The organism is Acinetobacter sp. SW-226 (assembly GCF_055632855.1).
The window spans coordinates 1,879,631-1,900,784 of the sequence record NZ_CM145752.1; the positions used below are offsets into that span (position 1 = coordinate 1,879,631).

General features: G+C 36.9%; 15 protein-coding genes and 1 pseudogene. 8 read left to right on the forward strand and 8 right to left on the reverse strand.

Annotated elements, in window-relative coordinates:
* Window positions 1-70: 70 nt before the first annotated feature.
* The 6 genes from ACZ8ZH_RS09015 to ACZ8ZH_RS09040 all read left to right on the forward strand — a co-directional run bounded on the left by ACZ8ZH_RS09015 (window position 71) and on the right by ACZ8ZH_RS09040 (window position 10,172).
* Window positions 71-3,712, forward strand: coding sequence for an AAA domain-containing protein (locus ACZ8ZH_RS09015; protein ID WP_470247916.1), 3,642 nt, complete (start codon window positions 71-73; stop codon window positions 3,710-3,712).
* Window positions 3,669-5,216 (forward strand): AAA domain-containing protein, encoded by a 1,548-nt coding sequence (locus ACZ8ZH_RS09020; protein WP_470247917.1) that lies wholly within the window; start codon window positions 3,669-3,671, stop codon window positions 5,214-5,216. Before ACZ8ZH_RS09015 ends, ACZ8ZH_RS09020 begins: the two co-directional genes overlap by 44 nt.
* Entirely contained in the window at window positions 5,213-6,637 is a 1,425-nt protein-coding gene (locus ACZ8ZH_RS09025; protein WP_470247918.1) for a hypothetical protein, read from the forward strand. Before ACZ8ZH_RS09020 ends, ACZ8ZH_RS09025 begins: the two co-directional genes overlap by 4 nt.
* A gap of 302 nt (window positions 6,638-6,939) precedes the next feature.
* On the forward strand, window positions 6,940-7,452 hold the full coding sequence (locus ACZ8ZH_RS09030) for an STY4851/ECs_5259 family protein (protein ID WP_470247919.1): 513 nt from the start codon (window positions 6,940-6,942) through the stop codon (window positions 7,450-7,452).
* Between the two features lie 49 nt (window positions 7,453-7,501).
* Window positions 7,502-8,634 (forward strand): IS3 family transposase gene (locus ACZ8ZH_RS09035; RefSeq protein WP_249891046.1). Its coding sequence is split into 2 segments (ribosomal slippage): window positions 7,502-7,754 and window positions 7,754-8,634, totalling 1,134 coding nucleotides; the frame shifts between segments, so codons are not numbered across the junction.
* 47 nt (window positions 8,635-8,681) lie between these two features.
* Entirely contained in the window at window positions 8,682-10,172 is a 1,491-nt protein-coding gene (locus ACZ8ZH_RS09040) for an STY4851/ECs_5259 family protein (protein ID WP_470247920.1), read from the forward strand.
* Here ACZ8ZH_RS09040 and ACZ8ZH_RS09045 read toward each other — a convergent pair.
* From ACZ8ZH_RS09045 to glnT, 8 genes and pseudogenes are all read right to left on the reverse strand, one after another.
* Window positions 10,084-10,797, reverse strand: a complete 714-nt coding sequence (locus ACZ8ZH_RS09045; protein WP_119063987.1) for an integrase — start codon at window positions 10,795-10,797, stop codon at window positions 10,084-10,086. The two genes, ACZ8ZH_RS09040 and ACZ8ZH_RS09045, sit on opposite strands and share 89 nt — an antisense overlap.
* 1,281 nt (window positions 10,798-12,078) lie before the next feature.
* Window positions 12,079-12,498, reverse strand: coding sequence for a cysteine hydrolase family protein (locus tag ACZ8ZH_RS09050; RefSeq protein ID WP_228199437.1), 420 nt, complete (start codon window positions 12,496-12,498; stop codon window positions 12,079-12,081).
* 232 nt (window positions 12,499-12,730) lie between these two features.
* Window positions 12,731-13,000 (reverse strand): pirin family protein, encoded by a 270-nt coding sequence (locus ACZ8ZH_RS09055; protein WP_228147025.1) that lies wholly within the window; start codon window positions 12,998-13,000, stop codon window positions 12,731-12,733.
* A 92-nt stretch (window positions 13,001-13,092) separates the two neighbouring features.
* Window positions 13,093-14,026 (reverse strand): annotated as a pseudogene (locus tag ACZ8ZH_RS09060) (IS5 family transposase).
* A gap of 81 nt (window positions 14,027-14,107) precedes the next feature.
* The gene (locus tag ACZ8ZH_RS09065) at window positions 14,108-15,442 is read right to left on the reverse strand and encodes an FMN-binding glutamate synthase family protein (protein WP_119063988.1); all 1,335 of its coding nucleotides are present in this window, start codon (window positions 15,440-15,442) and stop codon (window positions 14,108-14,110) included.
* A 27-nt stretch (window positions 15,443-15,469) separates the two neighbouring features.
* On the reverse strand, window positions 15,470-16,198 hold the full coding sequence (locus tag ACZ8ZH_RS09070; protein ID WP_119063989.1) for a GltB/FmdC/FwdC-like GXGXG domain-containing protein: 729 nt from the start codon (window positions 16,196-16,198) through the stop codon (window positions 15,470-15,472).
* A 26-nt stretch (window positions 16,199-16,224) separates the two neighbouring features.
* Window positions 16,225-17,148 carry a class II glutamine amidotransferase gene (locus ACZ8ZH_RS09075; protein WP_119063990.1) on the reverse strand — a complete coding sequence of 308 codons (924 nt, stop codon included), beginning with the start codon at window positions 17,146-17,148 and terminating at the stop codon, window positions 16,225-16,227.
* Window positions 17,149-17,210: 62 nt separating this feature from the next.
* Window positions 17,211-18,602 carry a type III glutamate--ammonia ligase gene (glnT, locus tag ACZ8ZH_RS09080; protein ID WP_228199438.1) on the reverse strand — a complete coding sequence of 464 codons (1,392 nt, stop codon included), beginning with the start codon at window positions 18,600-18,602 and terminating at the stop codon, window positions 17,211-17,213.
* Window positions 18,603-18,894: 292 nt separating this feature from the next.
* Here glnT and ACZ8ZH_RS09085 point away from each other — a divergent pair, with 292 nt between their 5' ends.
* Together ACZ8ZH_RS09085 and ACZ8ZH_RS09090 are read left to right on the forward strand one after the other, a co-directional pair.
* Window positions 18,895-19,494, forward strand: a complete 600-nt coding sequence (locus ACZ8ZH_RS09085) for a helix-turn-helix domain-containing protein (RefSeq protein ID WP_086210589.1) — start codon at window positions 18,895-18,897, stop codon at window positions 19,492-19,494.
* Between the two features lie 264 nt (window positions 19,495-19,758).
* Window positions 19,759-21,072 carry an ammonium transporter gene (locus tag ACZ8ZH_RS09090; RefSeq protein WP_416332349.1) on the forward strand — a complete coding sequence of 438 codons (1,314 nt, stop codon included), beginning with the start codon at window positions 19,759-19,761 and terminating at the stop codon, window positions 21,070-21,072.
* Window positions 21,073-21,154: the final 82 nt, after the last annotated feature.

Genomic DNA, 21,154 nt, shown 5'->3' on the forward strand with positions numbered 1-21,154 from the left:
CTTATCCACTTATAGTATTTTAATTTTAATCATTAATAAAATTGATCTTTAAGATTCTAAGAGGGGCATTTTGGATATTAAAATTTGGGAAGGCGGACTTCAACCGCAAGAAATTATTGCTATCGACAAAATTAAAGCTACTTTTTCTAAGCAGGGAAAGATGTTCCCCTGGAAAGGATATGCTGGATTTCGTTTTACCAATTCAAAAGGTAAAGAAGGCGAATTCGATCTTGTTATCGTAACGCATTGTAATGTAATTATTGTAGAGCTTAAAGACTGGAATCATCAACCGATTACATGTGTTAATGGTCGCTGGTATAAAGGTGATCGTGATATGGGTACCTCTCCAGTCACAGTAACTAAAAATAAAGTATTTACGTTACAAAACAAATTAGAAAAATATAGAAGTAAGTTTACAAATAAAGGCCGAGTTCCATTTATTAAATACATGGTAGTTATGACTGGAGATGCAGACTTTAGCCAGCTACAAGGGCTAGATAAAGATCTAACAATTTCGCTCGACGATTTCTTAAAACTAGCTAATGCCTCAGAATTTAATAATAAATTTCCTACAAACCACCCGCTGCAACGTACTGTGAACCAAGATTTTGATATCTTTGATGAGTTGTTTTTGGGGAATCAAACAAAGGCTAGATCACTTAATGTTGGTGGATATACAGCTGAAGATGTGATATTTGATCATCCGAAAGGGATTTATAAAGAATATTATGCAGTCACGAAAGGTGAATTTAGAAATGAAGCACTTCTTCGCTGGTGGGACTTTAGTAAAGTTTCTGGGGTGAAAGGATCGACTCCAAACGGTCGTGGACAAATTGTTTCAAGAGAACGAAATGTCCTACAGTATTTAAAAAATCACAACCAGGAACTATATAATCATTGTTTAAGATCATTGACCCCATTTGATCCAGATGAGGTGACTACGATAAGTGCTGAACTGTTCGAATTTCCATCTAATCATTTCCGTTTTAATGAATTTATAGGTAAATATGCGAGTTTATATAGCGAAGCAGATTTACTGGCAATTGCTAAAATTTTATTAGCTCAATTCGTTTCACTACATAAAGTACAAGTTGCACACCGTGATATTAATACTCATAGTCTGTGGCTCTCTCAATCGAAAACAATTGTAATATCTAATTTGGCATGTGCCTATTTCAAGCCTGTTGGTACAGTAGGCGATTATCGAGAGCAACTAGCTGTTGGTGCAATTGAAGCAATCGGGGATGAAAGTGAAAATCAAAAATTCAACACCCCTTTTGAATCAGATGTATATGCTTTGGCGATTATGCTTTGGCATTTGTTGAGTGGACAACGTATTTCCCAAGACACTCTGCTATCACTACAAAGTGCCCTAAAAAAAAGTCCTGCTTTCTATGCACCTGTACTATATGACGCAATTTTCAATAAGGCGTTTAAAGATGCTTTAGAATTTTTAACAGCATTTCAAGCTGCAGAACCTAAGCGTGCTGAGATACTAACTTTTGATGCGAAATTGTTAGAACCATATCGCCATAGTATTAACCATTCTCGTCAATTTAGACCTTCTGATGACATTGATTTCTTTGTTGAAACTGATGAAAAAGAAGTGTACTGCTCAAACGGATTTATCGTAAAGGCTTGGCTCAATACTGGTGGAATTAATGCATCTGATATTGAAGCTTTTCAAATCCATAAATTTATTAAAAAAATAGAAAAGCTAAAATCAATTAATTCTCCATATATTCCGCGAATTGAAGAATTTGGAATTGCACAAAAGTCTTCCAGTCTTTTTCTTGTGACAGAGTATATTGCGGATAGCGAATCGTGGCGTCAGAAATATAATCAATCTAGTAATGAGACTGTTGAAATTAGCCATGATGAAAGATTGGCAGATATTGGTAAATTGATCTCAGTAATTGAAGAGCTTCATGACTTACATGTAGTTCACGGTGATTTGCATGATGAAAATATTTTATTCGATACAAATAGTAGTCAAATTTATCTAATTGATATCCCAGACTTTAACTTATCCGGAGACGAGTCTAGAAATACTCAATATGCGCCAGAACGATATGATGCTGATGCTTATCAGCGTGATAATTACGCAGTTATGAAATTGGCGAGCGAGATTCTAGGCTTTAGTTTTGGTGAGGGATCTGAAATCTATTCAAAACTTGCTGAAGCAATTCAAAATGAATTGAAAGATGAAGAATTTGGATTTAAAGGGATTGCGCGATTTAAGCAGGCTTTTGACAATCTAGGTGATAAATCAAAGCAATTTGTTACTGTGTATGATGACCGTGTACAAGAAGACTTTACGATTTATCCTGAAAATATGCAGATGTATGTTGGAATCACAACTCGTACGGAAGGGCGAGATCATATAGCTAGCTTAATTTTTAATGGAATTGGTGGTTCATACACTTTGCAATATGATTTAACTCGGAGTTCCAAAAAAATCTTTGGCGGTTATGCACCTCGTAAAAAAGATTATTTATCCGCAAAAGAAAAGGAAAATAGCCAAACAAGCTTAAATATAGAGATACAAATCAAAGCATCTGATCACCGTAATCATGTAGAACTTGCTAATTATCTTATGATGCAAGCCGATTTTATCGAGATGGTTGAGTCATCTCTTCAAGATCATATTGCTATACAAGAGCAAGCTCATCTACAAAAGACGCAACAGGCAGTATCTGGAGAAGAGATAGATGTTACTCAAGCACTCTCAAACTTGATCGATTCAGTACAATCTATACAACCGATAGTTGTATCGAGCTATGCTATTGAAAGTGAGCAGCATGATAAATCATCAATATCTACATCAAACAAATTTAATACCCATAAATTGTGGACTGCTATTTTAGATGCTGAAATTGATGCAGCCCCATCAATTGAGCTCAAAGAAACGGCATCTGTTCAAGGCGATACTTTTGTCTGTCCTTATGATGCAGTAAAGGACCCTTTAGAAAGCTTTGATGATTCAGATACCGATAAGGTTTATGCTTTTATCGCAAAAATCGACTACAAGGCTTTAAAGGCTGAGGGGAAAAGACCTGAACAGGTTGAATTTAATGATGAACTAGCTAAAGAGTTCATAAAAGAATTTAAAATAGGGGAAGTAGATTTAAAAGCATCTAGCCTTCACGAAGTACACATTACAAAGGTTAAAAATACTCGATATCCACCGGAAGAAGGCGATATAATTTATTTTCGTTCAATGCAAAGCAATGCATCGTTAAGAAAACGTAAACACGCTATTGAACGTATTTTAAATAAACAAAGTGTTATTTCAAATTTAGCCGATTTGTTTGATCCAGAGTGCAATACTCAAGCGAATGAATACGATATACAGATTACAGATACTGATTTTGCTCGTTACAATCGCATAGATGACCATGGCAATCAGATTAGTCTAAACTCTCAACAACGAGAAGCTTTTCAAAAATTGATTAATAGTGGCCCTCTTTCATTATTACAAGGACCTCCAGGAACAGGTAAAACAGAATTTATTGCAGCATTTGTACATTATCTGATTGAAAAGCAAAATGTAAAAAATATCCTTTTAGTAAGTCAATCTCATGAAGCAGTAAATAATGCTGCAGAGCGTATACGTAAACACTGTGCTCGTTTGCAAACACCACTAGAAGTTGTACGATTTAGTAATCGTGACACCACAGTATCGAGATGGTTTGAAAGACGTATTTTCTAAGGCTATTACCACAGAAAAACGTGAATTGTTTTTAGCAGAATTGAAAACACGTATATCTTCTTTGACAACAGCATTGGGTCTGCAATCAGATGTAATGGTGAAAGTGGTCGAGCTCGAACTACAACTATTTAAGCAAATTGATGATTTGCTCAGGTTGAAAAAAATATTTAAAAACATTACTGAACATGAGCATTCAAAAACACCTAAAGAAAACATGGATTTTGATCTGTATGCCCAGATCAAAGAGCTTGAAGCATCAATTCGCTGGGAAAGTCTAAATGAGTTCAATGTAGATATTTCATCGAAAACCCCAATAGATTTTCAATTAAAAAACAGCATTATTAAGGCATTAAGTATTAGATTTGGACTGAATACTCAAGAAACCCAACGGGTCAGTGCTTTAGCAAAAGTCACTAAGGAAATGATTGATACTCTATCAGGTGACTATGTAAATTACGATGAATTTTACGCCCGTTCTCGACAACTAGTGATCGGTACATGTGTGGGAATTGGACAAGGTCATCTCAATATTAGAGAAAACATATATGACTGGATAATAATTGATGAGGCAGCTCGTTCTCAATCAGGAGAACTTGCGATTGCAATGCAATCAGGAAAGCGAGTGTTATTGGTTGGTGATCACCATCAATTACCTCCAAACTATCTGCCTGAGCAAAAAAAGGTAATTGCTAGAAAACTAGGAATTCAGCTTGGACATGGCAATTATGATGAAATTGATGATTTGCTCAAAAGTGACTTTGATCGAGCATTTAATTCAGAATATGGTCAGCAAGCGAGTGAATCCCTTTGGACACAATACCGTATGGCTACACCTATCGGAAAACTTGTTTCAGAAATCTTTTATAAAGGTAAATTAAAATCTTCTGGACGTTTTATTTCAGAACAGTATAAGCAAAGCGCTGATGTCTTATATTCAACTGTGACGTGGGTAGATACATCTGATATGGGACGCGACGCATACCATACAGAAGTTAATCAAAATCGAGGAAAAATTCGTAATAAAGAGGAAGCGAAAGCGATCATTACCATATTAAAGCAAATTGCTGAAGATGAAGATTTGATTGGTTATCTGAATAGTGTTCGTAAATCTGATGCTGCCATAGGCGTGATATGTATGTATGCAGAACAAAAACGCTATTTACACCAGTTATTTAATCAAAATGCATGGCCTGAAGGATTTAAAGACCTAGTAAACATTGATACGGTTGATAGTTATCAAGGCAAGGAAAATCGCATCATTATTGTTTCAATTACTCGTTCTGATAAATTTAATAGTCCTGGATTTATGGATATGCCAAATCGTATTAATGTTGCTTTATCTCGTGCGATGGATCGATTGATTGTAGTTGGCAACAAAAATATTTGGTGTGGACGAAATAAAGATTTGCCATTTGGGAAAGTGGTAAAACATATGGAAGAACAAGGCAAAGATGAAGGATACCGTTTTATCCTATCTAGATCTCTTAAAGGAGAAATGGTATGAGTTCACAATTTAAGTACCAAGAAATTGATTTTTTAATACCCTCACAAGAATTTATTGTGAACTTTTCCTATGTTTCTTGTAAAGGTTTATCCTTTATTCGAGAATATATATTACGACTTATTAATATTGCACCGATGACCAAAATGCAAATTGCCGTGTATTTTGGGTTAAGTGATATTGAAGTAACAGAAGCGATCGATGATTTAATTGAACAGGATTTTATAAAATTAAATTCTGACGGTCGCTTGGGACTTACTGAATTAGCAAACAAATTATTTACTGACGTTGCCTCAGACGTAAGCTTAACTACGATTGAGGAAAGTACAGCTAAAATTAAATTTGATTTAGCAACATTTAGCTATTTCAAAAGCGATCAGAATGGTGGTCTAAATAATTGGGCTTGTGGTTTGAGATTAAATGCTCCTCCAGAGCACTTAGCTTATGCAACTGAATATGTGAAAACAGAGTTCCAAGATGAATTTTTCCAAATTGCAGAAAATAATTATCTCCCTAATTCTGTAACAAAAGAAAAACATCGACCTCATTTATATATGATTAACTCTGTGATCCCTACTTTTAATAGCCCATTACGAATTAAAGTTGACTTTAAAATTGACCACAAAGGTGATCCAGTATTGTTAGAAAAATTCTCTAATTTGAGTAATTCTGATCAAATACATTCTTTGCTCGCAGAGCACTTAAATCAAATGAAACGTGCTAACAATGCTAAGGAAATTATTAAAGTACTAGAGTTATTCGGGGATCGTTATACAGCACAGTTCTTGGATGAGAAATGTCAAATAAAAAGTTTAGTTGATCTGCAAGATGGCTTAGTTGGTGAGATTGTTGGTGGAGTAAATTATAATTTACTTTTAGGCCCAATTTATCAGGAAGAAAATTGGAAAGTACTGGAAAAAGAAATCCAAATGATTTCTAAACATCAGCAAGTATCAAATAAATCTAACAATGCGTTACAACTGACATGGATTGCACCTTCGAATCCATTTTGGGGTATGACTTCAAAAATTGGGGTTGCATTTGAATCTGTGCAAGAGGCTTTCAGGGATGATAAAGGACTAACAGCAAAAGTCTTTTTACCCATAGGGAATCAGTATGATAAACATGCTGCTAAAACTTGGTTAAATATTTTCAAACCTTATGCAAAGTTACTGAATGGTGTAAGAGAAGGGTTTTGTGATGGGAATGTGGAAATATTACACATAGAAAATGAATTGGTGGCTATTAGTTATCATGTGACTGATACAGAAAGATTGCCAGTAACGATGCCTATCGGCTTTTTTACAAAGGATCGGAATACGATCAATCACATTGGTAAAATTTTGAATCAATATCTTATAGGTTATGCTGCCTATAATGAGCCTAACAATTGCAGTCATCTTCAAAAGATTATAGGACGTTAATATCAAAGCAAATTAAAAATGCCATAAATAAGTGGCATTTTTTTAAACCTTAGATTCTCAAATGAAGCGCAGAAACGATTAGGTGCGAATAACTAGCAGGTATGGGATAAAATTAATTGGTAATGCTTCACCAGACAACCTTAAGGTGGTTTTTTCGTTTAGTTTTTAGGCTTGTTTACAAAAGATTTTTCTTAATAAAAAAAATGTAAAATGGTATGCTGTTACTGGGGATGACTTGTTATAAAAGCATAATAAAATTACAGATAGTTGTAAGTAATATTTAAAATTCGAGTGTTTTAATAATGAGCAGTTTAAATTTTAGCCCTAGAAAATATTTAGAGCAGATATTAACAACAAGAGGATTAGCATCTTCTGATGGGCGTGTACTTTATCAATATCAATTATCGTTTGGGGAATTTAAAGAAATTGAAAACATTCTTAAAAAAAGTTTCCCATTCCAAAATCTAAATCATATAGGCGATGAATGGGCTAAGTTATTTACATTGTATGCTGCCGAGTGGTTTAGACGTGAATATACTGCAAAATGGACATGGGATCCGATTTTAACTGCATTAGATATCGTCGACTTACCTGTAAATACAAGAAATGAAGTTGTAATCAAGGGCCTGAGATTTTGGAAACGCCCGATTATTAAATATAGTAAAGCCAATAATTACTTAGGTTCGATTTTTAAAGAGGGGGGATTTCCTTCACGCTTGTTAAAAGAAGATGGGAATCGTTATATTGCGATTTTCCAAAAAGTAACCTCTTTATATAGAGGTGGATCAGGAAATTTGAACAACACTTATAAGTGATATTTTGCTCCCCAAATGATGTTATAAACATCAATATATGGAGTATTTTATGGCACGTAGACCAAGAAGAAATCATTCAAATGATTTTAAAGCTAAGGTAGCACTTGCTGCGATTAAAGCAGAAAAAACACTTGCTGAATTGAGTGCTGAATTTGATGTTCATCAAAACCAAATTATCGACTGGAAAAATCAACTGATTTCAGCTTCCTCGCAAGCTTTCGATCAATCAAAAGCTCCAACAGAACCACCCATCGATCTAAAAAAACTACATGCAAAAATCGGTGAGCAGGCATTAGAAATTGATTTTTTAGAAGGTGTGTTGAAGAAACTGGGCCGCTTCAACCACAAAAGTTAATCGATGACTCACTTCAGATTTCAGTATCTAAGCAAGCTCAGCTGCTGAAAGTCTCCCGTGGTTGTTATTACTATCGCCCAAAACCTGTGAGTGCATCAGATCTGAAGCTAATGCGGTGTATGGATGAGTTACATATGCAATACCCTTTTGCAGGTAGCCGGATGATGCGTGATTTGTTGAATCGTCAAGGACATCATATAGGACGACGTCATACACGTACTTTAATGAAGAAAATGGGCATTAATGCGTTATATTGCAAACCAAATTTAAGCCAGGCTAATCAAGCTCACCGCAAATATCCATATCTGCTCAAAGGATTGGCTATTCAGCGCAGTAATCAAGTGTGGTCTACGGATATAACGTATATCCCTATGGCAAAAGGCTTTGTTTATTTATGTGCTGTGATTGATTGGCATAGCCGCAAGGTACTTGCGCATAGAGTATCGATTAGTATGGAGGTTATATTTTGCATAGAAACATTAAATGAAGCTATTGAAAAATATGGTCGACCTGAAATATTTAATACAGACCAAGGCAGTCAGTTTACCAGTGATGCATTTATTGATGTATTGAAATCAAATGGCATTCAAATCAGTATGGATGGTAAAGGTCGATGGGTTGATAATGTGATGGTTGAACGATTATGGCGGAGCGTTAAATATGAAGAGGTGTATCTCAAAGCCTACAGCAATGTTTTGGATGCGAAGAAGCAATTAAACGCATATTTTGAATTTTATAATTTGAAACGACCTCATTCGAGTCTGGACAAAATGACTCCAGATGAGTTTTACTATGACCAGCTACCACAACAAAATAAGGTAGCTTAACTAGAGCAGAGTATCACTTATAAATAAGCTTTTAGTTGTTCAAACATGTGGGACCACCTCTATATTTAGACAATAAATATCATATTGATGAATTAAGAAATGAAATTCAACAAGAGTTAAAAACGTTGCCACAAGCATTTGAGCATGATGAAACACTATCTTTAGTTTTTGATGTTGTGGAGTTGATTATTGAGAAAGTGGAGAGTTGTCAGTTATCAGCACAGCATGATCCCATTGCAATTTTAGATCAGCAATCTAAGTATTGGCGTAATGAATTTCCATTGCCGATTGATGACAACCAAACGATCGTCGATGATTTTTTAAGAAATTTATTCAGGTCGACATCAGAAGAGATATCCAAGCATCACCAATTACGCCAAGCATTAAAAACGAGTCATCAATTATCGTATGACTTCAAATCTTTATCTACTACAGTTTATTTGCCAACAGAACTCTCATTTACTCTTAAGGAAGATGTTGAGTTAATGCGAACACGTGGGAATCTAGTTATTAGGGAAGGTTTGAATCAGAAGAGCCAATTTTTATGTGTTGCTTATCTCTCATTAACAGAGAATAAAATTAATGCAGAAATTAACCGAGGGTTTTCAAAGAATATTCGTCGTCAAGCCTATAACGAGGCATTATATTTGTGCTTAGAGGTAGATGGTGTATTTATTGATTTTATTCAATTAGAAGATAGTGCAATCGATTTTGAAACTATACCTGTAGGCTTTGAAATAAAAGAACAACCAAAATATATTGCACAGGGTGCTTTAAAAACTAAAGCGACTGAAATCTTGATTAGCCTACCTGTTGGTGCAAGGTTTATAGATACAGATTTGGTAGAAGCCCCGCAGTTTGTCGGTCAGTTTTTATCATTTAAGTTGTATAAAATTAGTGGTCAAAGACAGATTCTGACACAAGATGGTGACCAAATTCTCATCAAGTGTGGTCATTCTGATGCTGAATATGAGCAGTTATTATTTAGAACGAGCAATCTCAGCACATTAGAAACTTCTCCTAGTTTAGCATTTAAAGGTAAGCCAACATTAAAAACCTATGGTACACATGCTTTGTACTGTGGCAAAGAGCAGATTGAAAGTATCCCTTTGCATCGGTTACTTGGGCAACAGATGCTAACTTTAAAAAATAGACAAGGTGAAAGTCTATTCAAAAAGAAAGTAGTTATTTTACCAAAATATTTTGAAGTGAATGTAAGAGCAGGTGCTGTACTTAATCAAGCTATACTTGATATTGAATCAGATGCAGAAATTCAGATTGAAGTCTTGAATCCTCATTCAAGCTTAGTCTATGAAAAGACTGGAATATCGTATAAGTGCCAAGTGGAATGTGCAGTTGTACCTTTAGCATTAAACTTAAAAATAACCTTTAAATTTGGTGGGGAGTGTATTGTTACTGTTCCGTTCCCTGCAAGAGGCTTTAAACTGATTAATGAGCAGAAAGAAGTAACATCAAAATCAGAAAATTTCGAAGTTGATGTGATTTTGTTGAGAAAGGATTGTCTTTATTTATATTAGCTGCCTGCTCTGGACGTATAATTTTATAAAGCATAACTACCATTTCATTGGTTAAACTTTTAAAACTATGATTAATTTCACTTTTTACAGTTAAACTACGTTTAGAAAATTTACTAAAAATCTTTTTTTTGTTCATTAAGAACAAATCTATCTTATTCCTACGATTTGTTAGCTCTTTGATTTTAATATCTTGATAGCGTATGTTCCAGTATCCATCTAAAAGATACCTGAAGTACTTAAACACTGACCGCAAACGCTGTGTAATAGTCATATAGTTAGTCTCAATATTTGATCGAAGTCGAATCAAATTTGTTTCTAACTTTTTATTATTTTCTAAGAAAACAATAAAGTTATCGACTTCATTCAAAAAAATCTCAGGTTCATATTTGGAGGAAAAAAATGATTCACAGAACAAAGTTGAATATTTCTGATACCAAAATTCATACCAAAATTTAAGTGCCAACATATCTGATTGTTGTGTGGCAATACTTTGAAATCGCAGGACAGTTGTAGAATAGAGTAAAGGATAGAGACAAGGTACTGTAGCTGAAGTATCAAACAATAGAACCACGAGATTTTGATTTGAATACTTTTTTGAAAGTTTAATTGTTTTTACGACAAACATTCTAAGTACCAAGAACTTTATGAAGTAAATAAAATATAAACATAAGTGAACTTAATGTGAAATATTATTTTATATAAGTGATTGATTTTAGGTTAAGCAAAGAGATCTATGAACTTAAAGTATCATGTACTCAATTTAACATAATATACATTATACGAACTAAGTGTAATAATAATTCTGTTGTCTATATAACATCATTACGTAGGTCAAAAATTATTAAAGTGTACTTTTATGTGTTGTTTAAAAAATATTGAGGTTAAATATTAGCTACGATATAGATATGCACTTGGTCAATGGTTCTATATGGTTCAGCCAAAGTGCTTAATTGTGGTAGCCGAAGTCCACTGATTTCTCTAGATCTTGATTTTTTTCAATAAAAAAGAAATTACACTTCAATCATGATTTAAAAACTGAAATCGGTCGTGTGTTCATGATCATTGAATGACAGCTTATTGAGCTTACTCTTTTCAACTTTTAATACGTTGGCTTGTTCCATATATCCTCATTTTGTAGAAAATTCTTTTTTTGTTTAGTTAAGTAGATTTTTTACTATATATGTGTAAATTTAGCTACTTATAAGTGGATTATTAATTAATCACCATTTACTAGAGGATACTTGGCACAGTTCAAATATACTCTCTAAAATAAGTTTTAAAGGTAATTTATATACAACTTTTAGAGTATTAATTTTTATGAACTTGAACGAAAATGAAGTTTTATTAAAAGCTACTGACTTACTTAATGTTAGTCAAGATGACCTTACAACCATTCTTGGAATTGATTTTAGATTAATTTGTAATTCAGAATTAGATCCAAAATCTGAATCTGGTAAGAGAGCTCTAATACTTATCAGAATCTTTAAATGCTTTAAATGCTTTAAATGCTTTAAATGCTTTAAATGCTTTAAATGCTTTAAATGCTTTAAATGCTTTAAATGCTTTAAATGGTAACGATATTAGGCTAAATCAACATTTTATGAAAAACTTTAATTTAATAAAGTAACAGGCGGTATTCCTGCTGAGCAGATAAAAGATTCTGAGGGCTTAATTGCAGTATTAACGTTTCTAGAGATTTTGAAATAAAGTGAATTTGCTATAAAAAAAGAAGTAATTAAGTCATTGGAGCCCTACCCCAATGACTTTTAGAAGTATTGAATATTTTGCTTCCGCCAGTTATCTATAGCAGTAAAAACCAATAAAAAAATCCGAAATTTAAGACAAACTTTTTATCAAAAATTTGATAGTTATGAAAATTTAAATTCATAACTCTCTCTTCTATTATTTAACCTTGCAATGTAGGCATGACAATTTCTTGCACAATTTGCCTCATTAATGTTGGATAAACGGTACATACGTCATTTGTTAGCCACGCAATGATGATACGTTTACGTCCTGTTGCTGTAACTGCTGCGGCAAAAATATCATCGTCCATTGCGTTGACGATGCCTAGACGCTTAATACACGCTTCGAACTCAACAGGTAAATTATCTTTCAGTTCATCCATCAAAGGTCCCTGAGCATATTTTTCCATACTTGAAGTAAGTACAGTCGGAATATTCAGAATTTTTGCTGTTTTAGCCAAAATAACTGCATGGCGTTTCATCTCTTCAAGTGAAATCGAGTTAACCCAGCTCATTGTTCCAACTTGATGGTCAATCAATAACAATGCTGAATCTTCACTTGTAAATCGTTTGAAAGTCATTTGAGTTCCCTCATTTAATTTAATAATGGTTTAGCACTAAAAAAAACGAGTTTTGCTCCTCGTTCGAGAGCTTTCAAAGTATTTTACTGAGCTACTTCTTTTTCATTAAAAATAGGAACCTATAAATCATCAAGTTTAATGATTTGATCATCTACCCTAACTTTGCCATAGACAGGTAAGAGAAAGCCTGAATGTTCAGGTGCTAAGTTCAAAACAAGTTCTGCGTTTGGTTCTAAAAACTAATGTCCAACATTGTGACTTCAGTGGGTGGAGTCAATGGCAGGCTAATAAAGATTAGTAGGGAATGTACGGTCTTTCCTGTTTCAGCAGGAACTTCTTCATGTACGATCCCTTTACCCGCGGTCGTCCAATGCAGACCACCTGATTTTATAAGATTTTGAGTCCCAATTGAGTCACGATTATTAATTCCTGTTTCTGAATCAAGGAATAAATATGAAACTGCTGAAAAGCCTTGATGGGGAGGAAAAGTCGGTCCACTCATCCAAGCATGATCAACACCAATAAATGGATTAGTTGCGTTGGGCTTTATTGCATAAAGCCTTTAAAGATAGAGTTCTTTTAAGCAACTCAAATTTAAGTTACAACTTGGGTATGTGGTCGACCTAATTCCATAAATTTGTTAAGGACTGCTACACATGCATGAACCTCATTGACTTGGCTTCGAAGGTTTCTTGAACTGAGTTTATCGCTTAATAATTTGATGCAGTACATCTTGGTTTCAACCAAACTTCGGCGATGATAGCCTCACCATTTTTTCCATAGTGTCCTGCCTAAACGTTTTAACTGTTCGAAGTAATTCATTTCGCTCTAGCGAACTGGTCTTTGTATCTTTCCAAAACTTGGCATTTTTCCTAGGAGGAATCATTGCATGTTTTTGCCGATCCGCAATGACCGGACGGCATTTCTTGGTGTCATAAGCTCCATCGGTATAAACAGAGTCAATCTGCTCATCTTGTGGAATCTGATCAAGTAAATCACCAAGTACCTGTTAATCACTGACATTATTGATTGTGAGCTGAATAGCACGTATTTGCATGGTTTTAGCATCTATACCAATATGTAATTTACGCCATTGGTGACGATATTCAGGCTGATGTTTCTTACGTTTCCATTCACCTTCACCTAAAAACTTCAAGCCCGTGGAATCGACGAGTAGATGCAGTCTATTGCAACTCTTCTCATAGCTAATTTGAATATCAATATGCTTTTGTCTTCTACACAGCGTACTGTAATCTGGTGCTGCCCAATTTAATCCGCAAAGGTTAATCAGACTTTGAACAAAACCTGTGACCATGCGTACAGAGAGTCTGAATAAAGATTTAATCATTAAACAGCATTGAATAGCGGTGTCAGAGTAAGTTTGATTCCGACCATGATTGCCTTATGATTGTGCATACCACTGGGTCTTTGGATCGAACCAAATGGCAATATTCCCACGATTAATGAGAGGTCGGTTATATGCGGGCTAATTGGTTGTGCGGTAGATTTTGTGTGTAGGCTTCTTCATTTGAAAATCATATTGCTGAAGAAGCCCTTAAGAACAGTTTTGTGCAACTAAAGCCATTCAGAACCAAAATCATTTCTAAGCTTAATACTGTAATTGCCCTGGAACCCAGTTTGTTCCTGCAAGTGGTACACGGGCCATTGCTGCAGCTTCAACAGTTAACGCAACCAAATCTTCAGGGTCAAGGTTGTGTAAGTGCGATTTACCACAAGCGCGCGCCATGGTTTGGGCTTCTAATACCAAGACCCGTAAATAATTGGCTAAGTGGCGCCCTCCTTCAATTGGGTCTAAGCGTTGAGCCAACTCTGGGTCTTGGGTAGTAATCCCTGCAGGATCACGTCCATTCTGCCAATCATCATAATAACCCGACGCAGAGCCAATTTTATTTAACTCTTCATTTAAACGAGGATGGTTATCACCTAATGCAATCAGTGCAGCAGTGCCAATCGCCACTGCATCTGCACCCAATGCCATCGCTTTTGCAACATCAGCACCTGTACGAATTCCGCCTGAAACGATGAGCTGAACCTTACGATGCATTCCCATTTCTTGCAGCGCCTGAACAGCTTGAGGAATCGCAGACAAAATTGGAATACCGACATGCTCAATAAATACTTCTTGAGTTGCAGCAGTACCGCCTTGCATACCATCTAATACAATGACATCCGCCCCTGCTTTAACTGCAAGTTTGACATCATAGTACGGACGGCTCGCCCCGATTTTGACATAAATCGGTTTTTCCCAATCAGTAATTTCACGGATTTCAGCAATTTTAATGGCTAAGTCATCTGGACCTGTCCAATCAGGATGACGACATGCACTACGTTGATCGACACCTACTGGAAGTGTACGCATCCCCGCAACACGCTCAGTGACCTTCATACCGAGTAGCATGCCGCCACCGCCCGGTTTTGCACCTTGTCCGAGTACAATTTCAATGGCATCTGCTTTGCGCAAATCGTCTGGGTTCATACCATAACGTGAAGGAAGATATTGGTACACTAATGTTTCAGAATGACCACGCTCTTCAGGTGTCATTCCGCCATCACCTGTCGTTGTCGATGTCCCCACCATAGAGGCGCCACGACCGAGTGATTCTTTGGCATTGGCAGACAAAGCACCAAAGCTCATCCCTGCAATGGTCACTGGAATTTTTAAATGAATGGGGTTTTTCGCAAAACGTGTACCCAACACCACATCGGTGCCACATTTTTCACGGTAACCTTCTAATGGGTAACGCGACATACTCGCGCCCAAAAGCAGTAAATCATCAAAGTGTGGTAAATGGCGTTTAGTACCGCCACCACGAATATCGTAGATCCCTGTTGCAGCTGCACGTTGAATTTCTTGAATCGTCAAACGATCAAACGTAGCGGATTCACGTAATACTGGCTCAAATGTAGTAGTCGCTTGTGTCATGATGATTTCTCCAAATACGTTGAATTCTTAGTAAGCAGATGCATTGTCTACTTTGAAGTTATAAAGTTGGCGTGCGGAACCGTAGCGTTTAAATGTGCTTGGATCTTGGTCAAAACCCGCTTTTGCTAATAACTCAGTCAATTCAGCAATGTGCTCAGGGCGCATTTCTTTTTCAATACAATCTGAACCCAGTGATTTCACTGTGCCTTTAACATAAATACGGGTTTCATAGAGTGAGTCGCCAAGTGCATCACCTGCATCTCCACACACCACCAAGCGACCTGCTTGACCCATGAAGCAACTCATGTGACCGATACTACCGCCCACCACAATATCCACACCTTTCATGGAAATGCCACAGCGGGCACCTGCATCACCGTCAATCACAAGTAAACCACCATGTGCTGTTGCACCTGCCGCTTGCGATGCATTGCCTTTAATATATACAGAACCTGACATCATATTCTCAGCTACTCCGACACCGACATTACCATTCACCACGATGTCTGCTTTTTGGTTCATACCCGCACAGTAATAACCTGCATGTCCATCAATGGTGACTTGAACTGGCGCTTTAATCCCAACGGCAATGTTATGTTGGCCCGCTGGATTCTTGATTTTCCAAGCTGTGACTTCTTCAACAATTTCTGCAGTATGTAACGCCTGATTCAGCTCGCGAATCGTATCCACGCTTAGATCATAAGTATCTTTAAAAATGGTTGAAGTCATTTTTTCTGCTAGTACTGTGCTATTCATATTTTTGCTCCAATTTTCCTGTTAACTTATGCTGCTGCACTACTATTGGTTGAAGAACGTTCCCAAACATATAAAGTCGCTGGCTCTGGCTCCCACACTTTGGCTTTATCAATATTCGGTAATGAGGCTAAGGCTTGATATTCAGAAGCCATGGCAACGTAATCATCCGTTTCAGCCAAAACCGCTGGTTTACAAGCAATCGGATCACGAATCACAGCAAAACCATCACGAGTGCCAATTGCAAAGGTGAAGAAACCATCTAAGTCATCTAGTGCGTGATTGAGGGCTTGCTCCAGATTGTCCCCTTGTTGTAAGCGCCAAGTGAGATAACCTGCCGCAACTTCCGTATCGTTATCTGTTTCGAAGCTGATGCCTTCACGTTTAAGTTCTTGACGTAAACGGGCATGATTCGATAATGAACCGTTATGTACTAAACATAAGTCGGCACCTGTAGAAAATGGGTGACTCCCCTCCATTGTTACAGCACTTTCAGTCGCCATACGGGTATGCCCAATGATGTGGCTACCTTTCATTTTAGCTAAGCCAAATCGCTCAGAAATTTCGACTGGAAGACCCATGCCTTTTAAGATTTCAATGCTTTGCCCCACACTCATAATTCTAAGTTCAGATGCAAGTTCAGTAATGGCAGCACGAACAGTTGTTTCATCTGCTTCGACTTTTAAAACTGCAGCAGTTGCATTTTGGAACCAGTCAAATCCTGTACCCAATTTGGCTTTTAAATTTTCCGCAAAACCTTGCCAGTTAAAAGATTCATCTGTCGTTTGTAAGGTTAATTTGACCCAACCGTCTTGTACTTCATCACCGTAAATGGCAAAGCCTGCACTGTCTGGACCACGACCAGTCATGGCTTCTAACATTGGCTCAAATAATTTGCCTAATTGTGATTCAAGCGCAGGATTTTTAAGATATAAACCAACAATTCCACACATATTCTTTCTCCGATTATTTTGTATTCATTGCTTTGTATTAGCGGTGACATTAGGTCTTTTGCTTAAAAGAACTCGGTATAACGCTGTATTTCCCAGTCCGAAACGTGACGACAGTATTCGACCCATTCCATACTTTTTTGTTCAATAAATTCATCCACAATCTCTGCACCCATTTTGTCTTTAAATAATGGATCAGCTTTTAGAGCATCCACTGCTTCTTTTAAGGACTGTGGTAAGGTTTCAATGCCACGTTCTGCAATTTCATCAAAACCTAAGGTGTATAAATTTTCATTGCATGCGGTCGGCGGGCTAAGTTCACGCTCAATACCATCTAAACCAGCGGCAATGATGGCTGCAGAAACTAAATAGGGATTACAGCCTGCATCTGGTAGTCGAAGCTCAATACGTCCATAGGGAATACGGACCATTGCCGAACGGTTATTTGCTCCGTAAGTGATAAAAGCAGGTGCCCATGTTGCGCCCGACAGTGAACGACCAACCACTAAGCGTTTGTAAGAGTTGACGGTTGGGGCACAAAATGCGCAAAGTGCTGGTGCATGAGCCAACAAACCAGCAATAAATTGGTAAGCCATTTTTGACAGCCCCATACCGCTTGGGTCGTTCGGATCATGAAATAAGTTATTTGATTCATCACTACCAATAGACAAATGGAAGTGCATTCCATTTCCTGCTCGTTTAGGATCTGGTTTAGGCATAAATGAACAAATCATGCCTAAATCATTGGCAATTTCTCCTGCTGCCATGCGGAAGAAAGTAAACATATCTGCCGAATTCATAGCATCACTATAAGTATAATTAATCTCAAATTGCCCATTGGCATCTTCATGATCAATTTGATAAATATCAAAACCTACGGGGATTAATGCTTCAGTTAAGCGCTCAAGGAACTGACGAGAACGGGAAAGACCTTTATAGTCATAACAAGGTTTATCTAAAGTATCTGAGTCATCCACAGCTTTTAATTTGCCATCTTCTCCACGACGGAAAAGACTAAATTCTGGTTCTAAACCTGTATTTAATGTCCAACCTTTCTCAGCCAAACGTTGTACTTGTTTACGCAGTACATAACGAGTGTCATAAGGGTGAGGTTTACCATTTACATGTCCTTCGCAAACCACGCGGCCATAACCAGGTTGCCAAGGGACAGGAATTAAAGTAGATAAATCCCCTTTTACCATAAAGTCAGGGCCATGCGGTTGCATTCCCATACCAGAAATTGCAAATCCAGCAAAGCCTACACCATCTTTCTCAATGGCTTTTAAACCAGAAATTGGAACTGATTTTGTTTTTGCTGCACCATGAATATCCACAAATTGTGCAAGCACATATTTCAAATGATGTTGATCAATGACTTTTTGTACTTCTGAACGATACATGGGTTTGTTGATCACTTCGTGGTGATCAAACATCTCCTTTACAGCCTGCTGCAACATGATTGACATACTCCTAATATGACAAAAACAGTGTTTGGCTTGAAAAATGCATTGAGATATTTATATTAATGCAAGTTTCATATCAAGAAATTTTATTTCCCAAAGAGAAAAGCAAATCTCTTGCCAAGTTTCATTTTTTGCAGAAGAATTTGATAAAAAACAGCCAAGCCTTTAATTTCCTTATAGGAATATTTATTTCACAAGAGGATTATTAAAATATAGAACAATAGTTTTTTATTTTTAGTAGAATTTAAAAGGCATAATTTTCAAAACAGTGCAGAGTTGAACCATAATGAGTCAAACCAAGAACAGCCTAAAGTTGGAACAATATATAGGTATTCAAATTAAGAAACATCGACAAGAACAGAGCCTCAAACTGTCTGAAGTAGCCCAAATTTCAGGTATTAGCCAAGGCATGTTAAGTAAAATTGAAAATGCTCAGGTTTCGACTAGCCTTGAAACTCTTAGTCGCCTATGTGAAGTCCTCGGTATTCCAATGTCAACGTTGTTTAGTCAATATGACCAACAAGAAAGTAATGCCATGTTGGTTAAATCAGGTGAAGGTATGGAAGTTGTACGTCGTGGAACTGAAAAAGGACACACGTATCATCTCATTACGCATTCACGTGGCCCACGTAAAAATTTTGAGGCTTATTTGGTGAGTATGGATGATGCTAGTGAGGAGTTCCCGACCTTTGCTCATCCTGGTACAGAAATGTTGTATCTGGTTGAAGGTGAATTAATGTATCGCCATGGTCATGAAATTTTCCACATGCAGCCAGGTGACTGTTTAACACTTGAAGGTGAAATCCCACATGGACCAGAAAAACTGATTAAAGTGCCAATTCGTTTACTCTCAATTATGAACTATGGATCAAATGGAGAAGTATAAGTTTCTGTATGGTACCTGTTTTAAGAAATGGTGCATGTGAAAATATTAAAGCTAAATCACATACACCTTTCAATCATTTCAATGTTTCATAGTTTTATCAATCACACTACATTGTCACGTCATAAGAATGCTTAATAAATAATCATGGTACAAGAATTGCTTTAACTGAAAGGAAATTATTATTCTCTTTAGGAATGCTGATCTTATGTATTTCTATTTAAGAGCCAATCAAATAAGCAAATCCTCCATTGGGAGTACTTCATCATGATTCATGTGTTAAAAAAAATCTTTCTGGCCTTGCTATTCCTTATTCCTACCTGTGTTTTTGCCGAAGAACCTCACTTAGATGCTGCATCTACAGTATGGATGATGATCTCTGCAATTTTAGTACTGATGATGTTCATTCCAGGTCTTGCCTTATTTTATGGTGGAATGCTACGGTCAAAAAATGTTTTGTCCTTGTTCTCTCAATTCTTTGCCGTTGCAGGTATTTCAGCCATTTTATGGGTGGCATTTGTTTATAGTATGACCTCCGACACCAGTAACATGACCGAAGGGAATTTAAACCTTAATAGTTTTGTAGGTTCCTTAAATAAAACATTTCTACTCGGCATAAATGACCAGACCTTGGTGGGCGGTGTGCCTGAGTATGTGTTGATTACTTTTGGTCTAACTTTTGCCATTATTACACCTTGTATTGCCATTGGTGCTTTTGCAGAACGTATGAAGTTTAGTGCTGTTATAATCTTTGCTGCACTTTGGCTGACTTTAGTTTATGGCCCTTTAGCACATATGGTCTGGGGTGGCCCTGGGGCAATTATGCACAACTGGGGGGTGTTAGATTTTGCTGGCGGGACAGCGGTTCATATTAACTCTGGTATTGCGGCCTTGGTCGGTGTATTGGTTTTGGGGAAACGTCACGGCTGGCCTACGACAGCGATGCCGCCACACAATTTAGTATATACCATGATTGGTGCTGCACTATTATGGGCAGGTTGGTTTGGTTTTAATGTCGGTTCTGCGCTCTCTGCCAATACCACAGCGGGCGTCGCACTGTTAACCACAATGCTTGCGACTTGTGCGGGTATTACTGGTTGGATGTGTATTGAAAAAATGATGGCAAAACATGTGACATCTCTTGGACTGGCTTCAGGAGCGGTTGCTGGCTTGGTTGGCATTACGCCTGCTGCTGCTTATGTTGGACCATTAGGTGCGCTTGCGATTGGCTTCCTTACAAGTATTTGTTGTTTTTATGCTGTGACTACATTAAAACGAAAATTTGGTTTTGATGATGCTGTTGATGTATTTGCCTTACACGGTGTAGGTGGCATGGTTGGGGCAATATTAACAGGCATTTTCTGTATTCCTGCTTTAGGGGGTACTGTAAGCGATGTTAATTTAGTCCAGCAATTCTTTGCTCAAGTTGCAGGCATTGTCTTAACTATTGTGTACTGTGGATGTTTTACATGGCTCATTATGAAAGGCATAGATATGACAATCGGGTTACGGGTCAGTGCAGAAGAAGAACAGCAAGGTCTTGATATTATTGAGCATAACGAACGTGCTTATAACAGTTAAAAAATAATAAAGTAGGTGCTTTATACTTTGATGTAATGGCACAACGAACCAAATAAAAAGAGAAACTGCTGTTTCTCTTTTT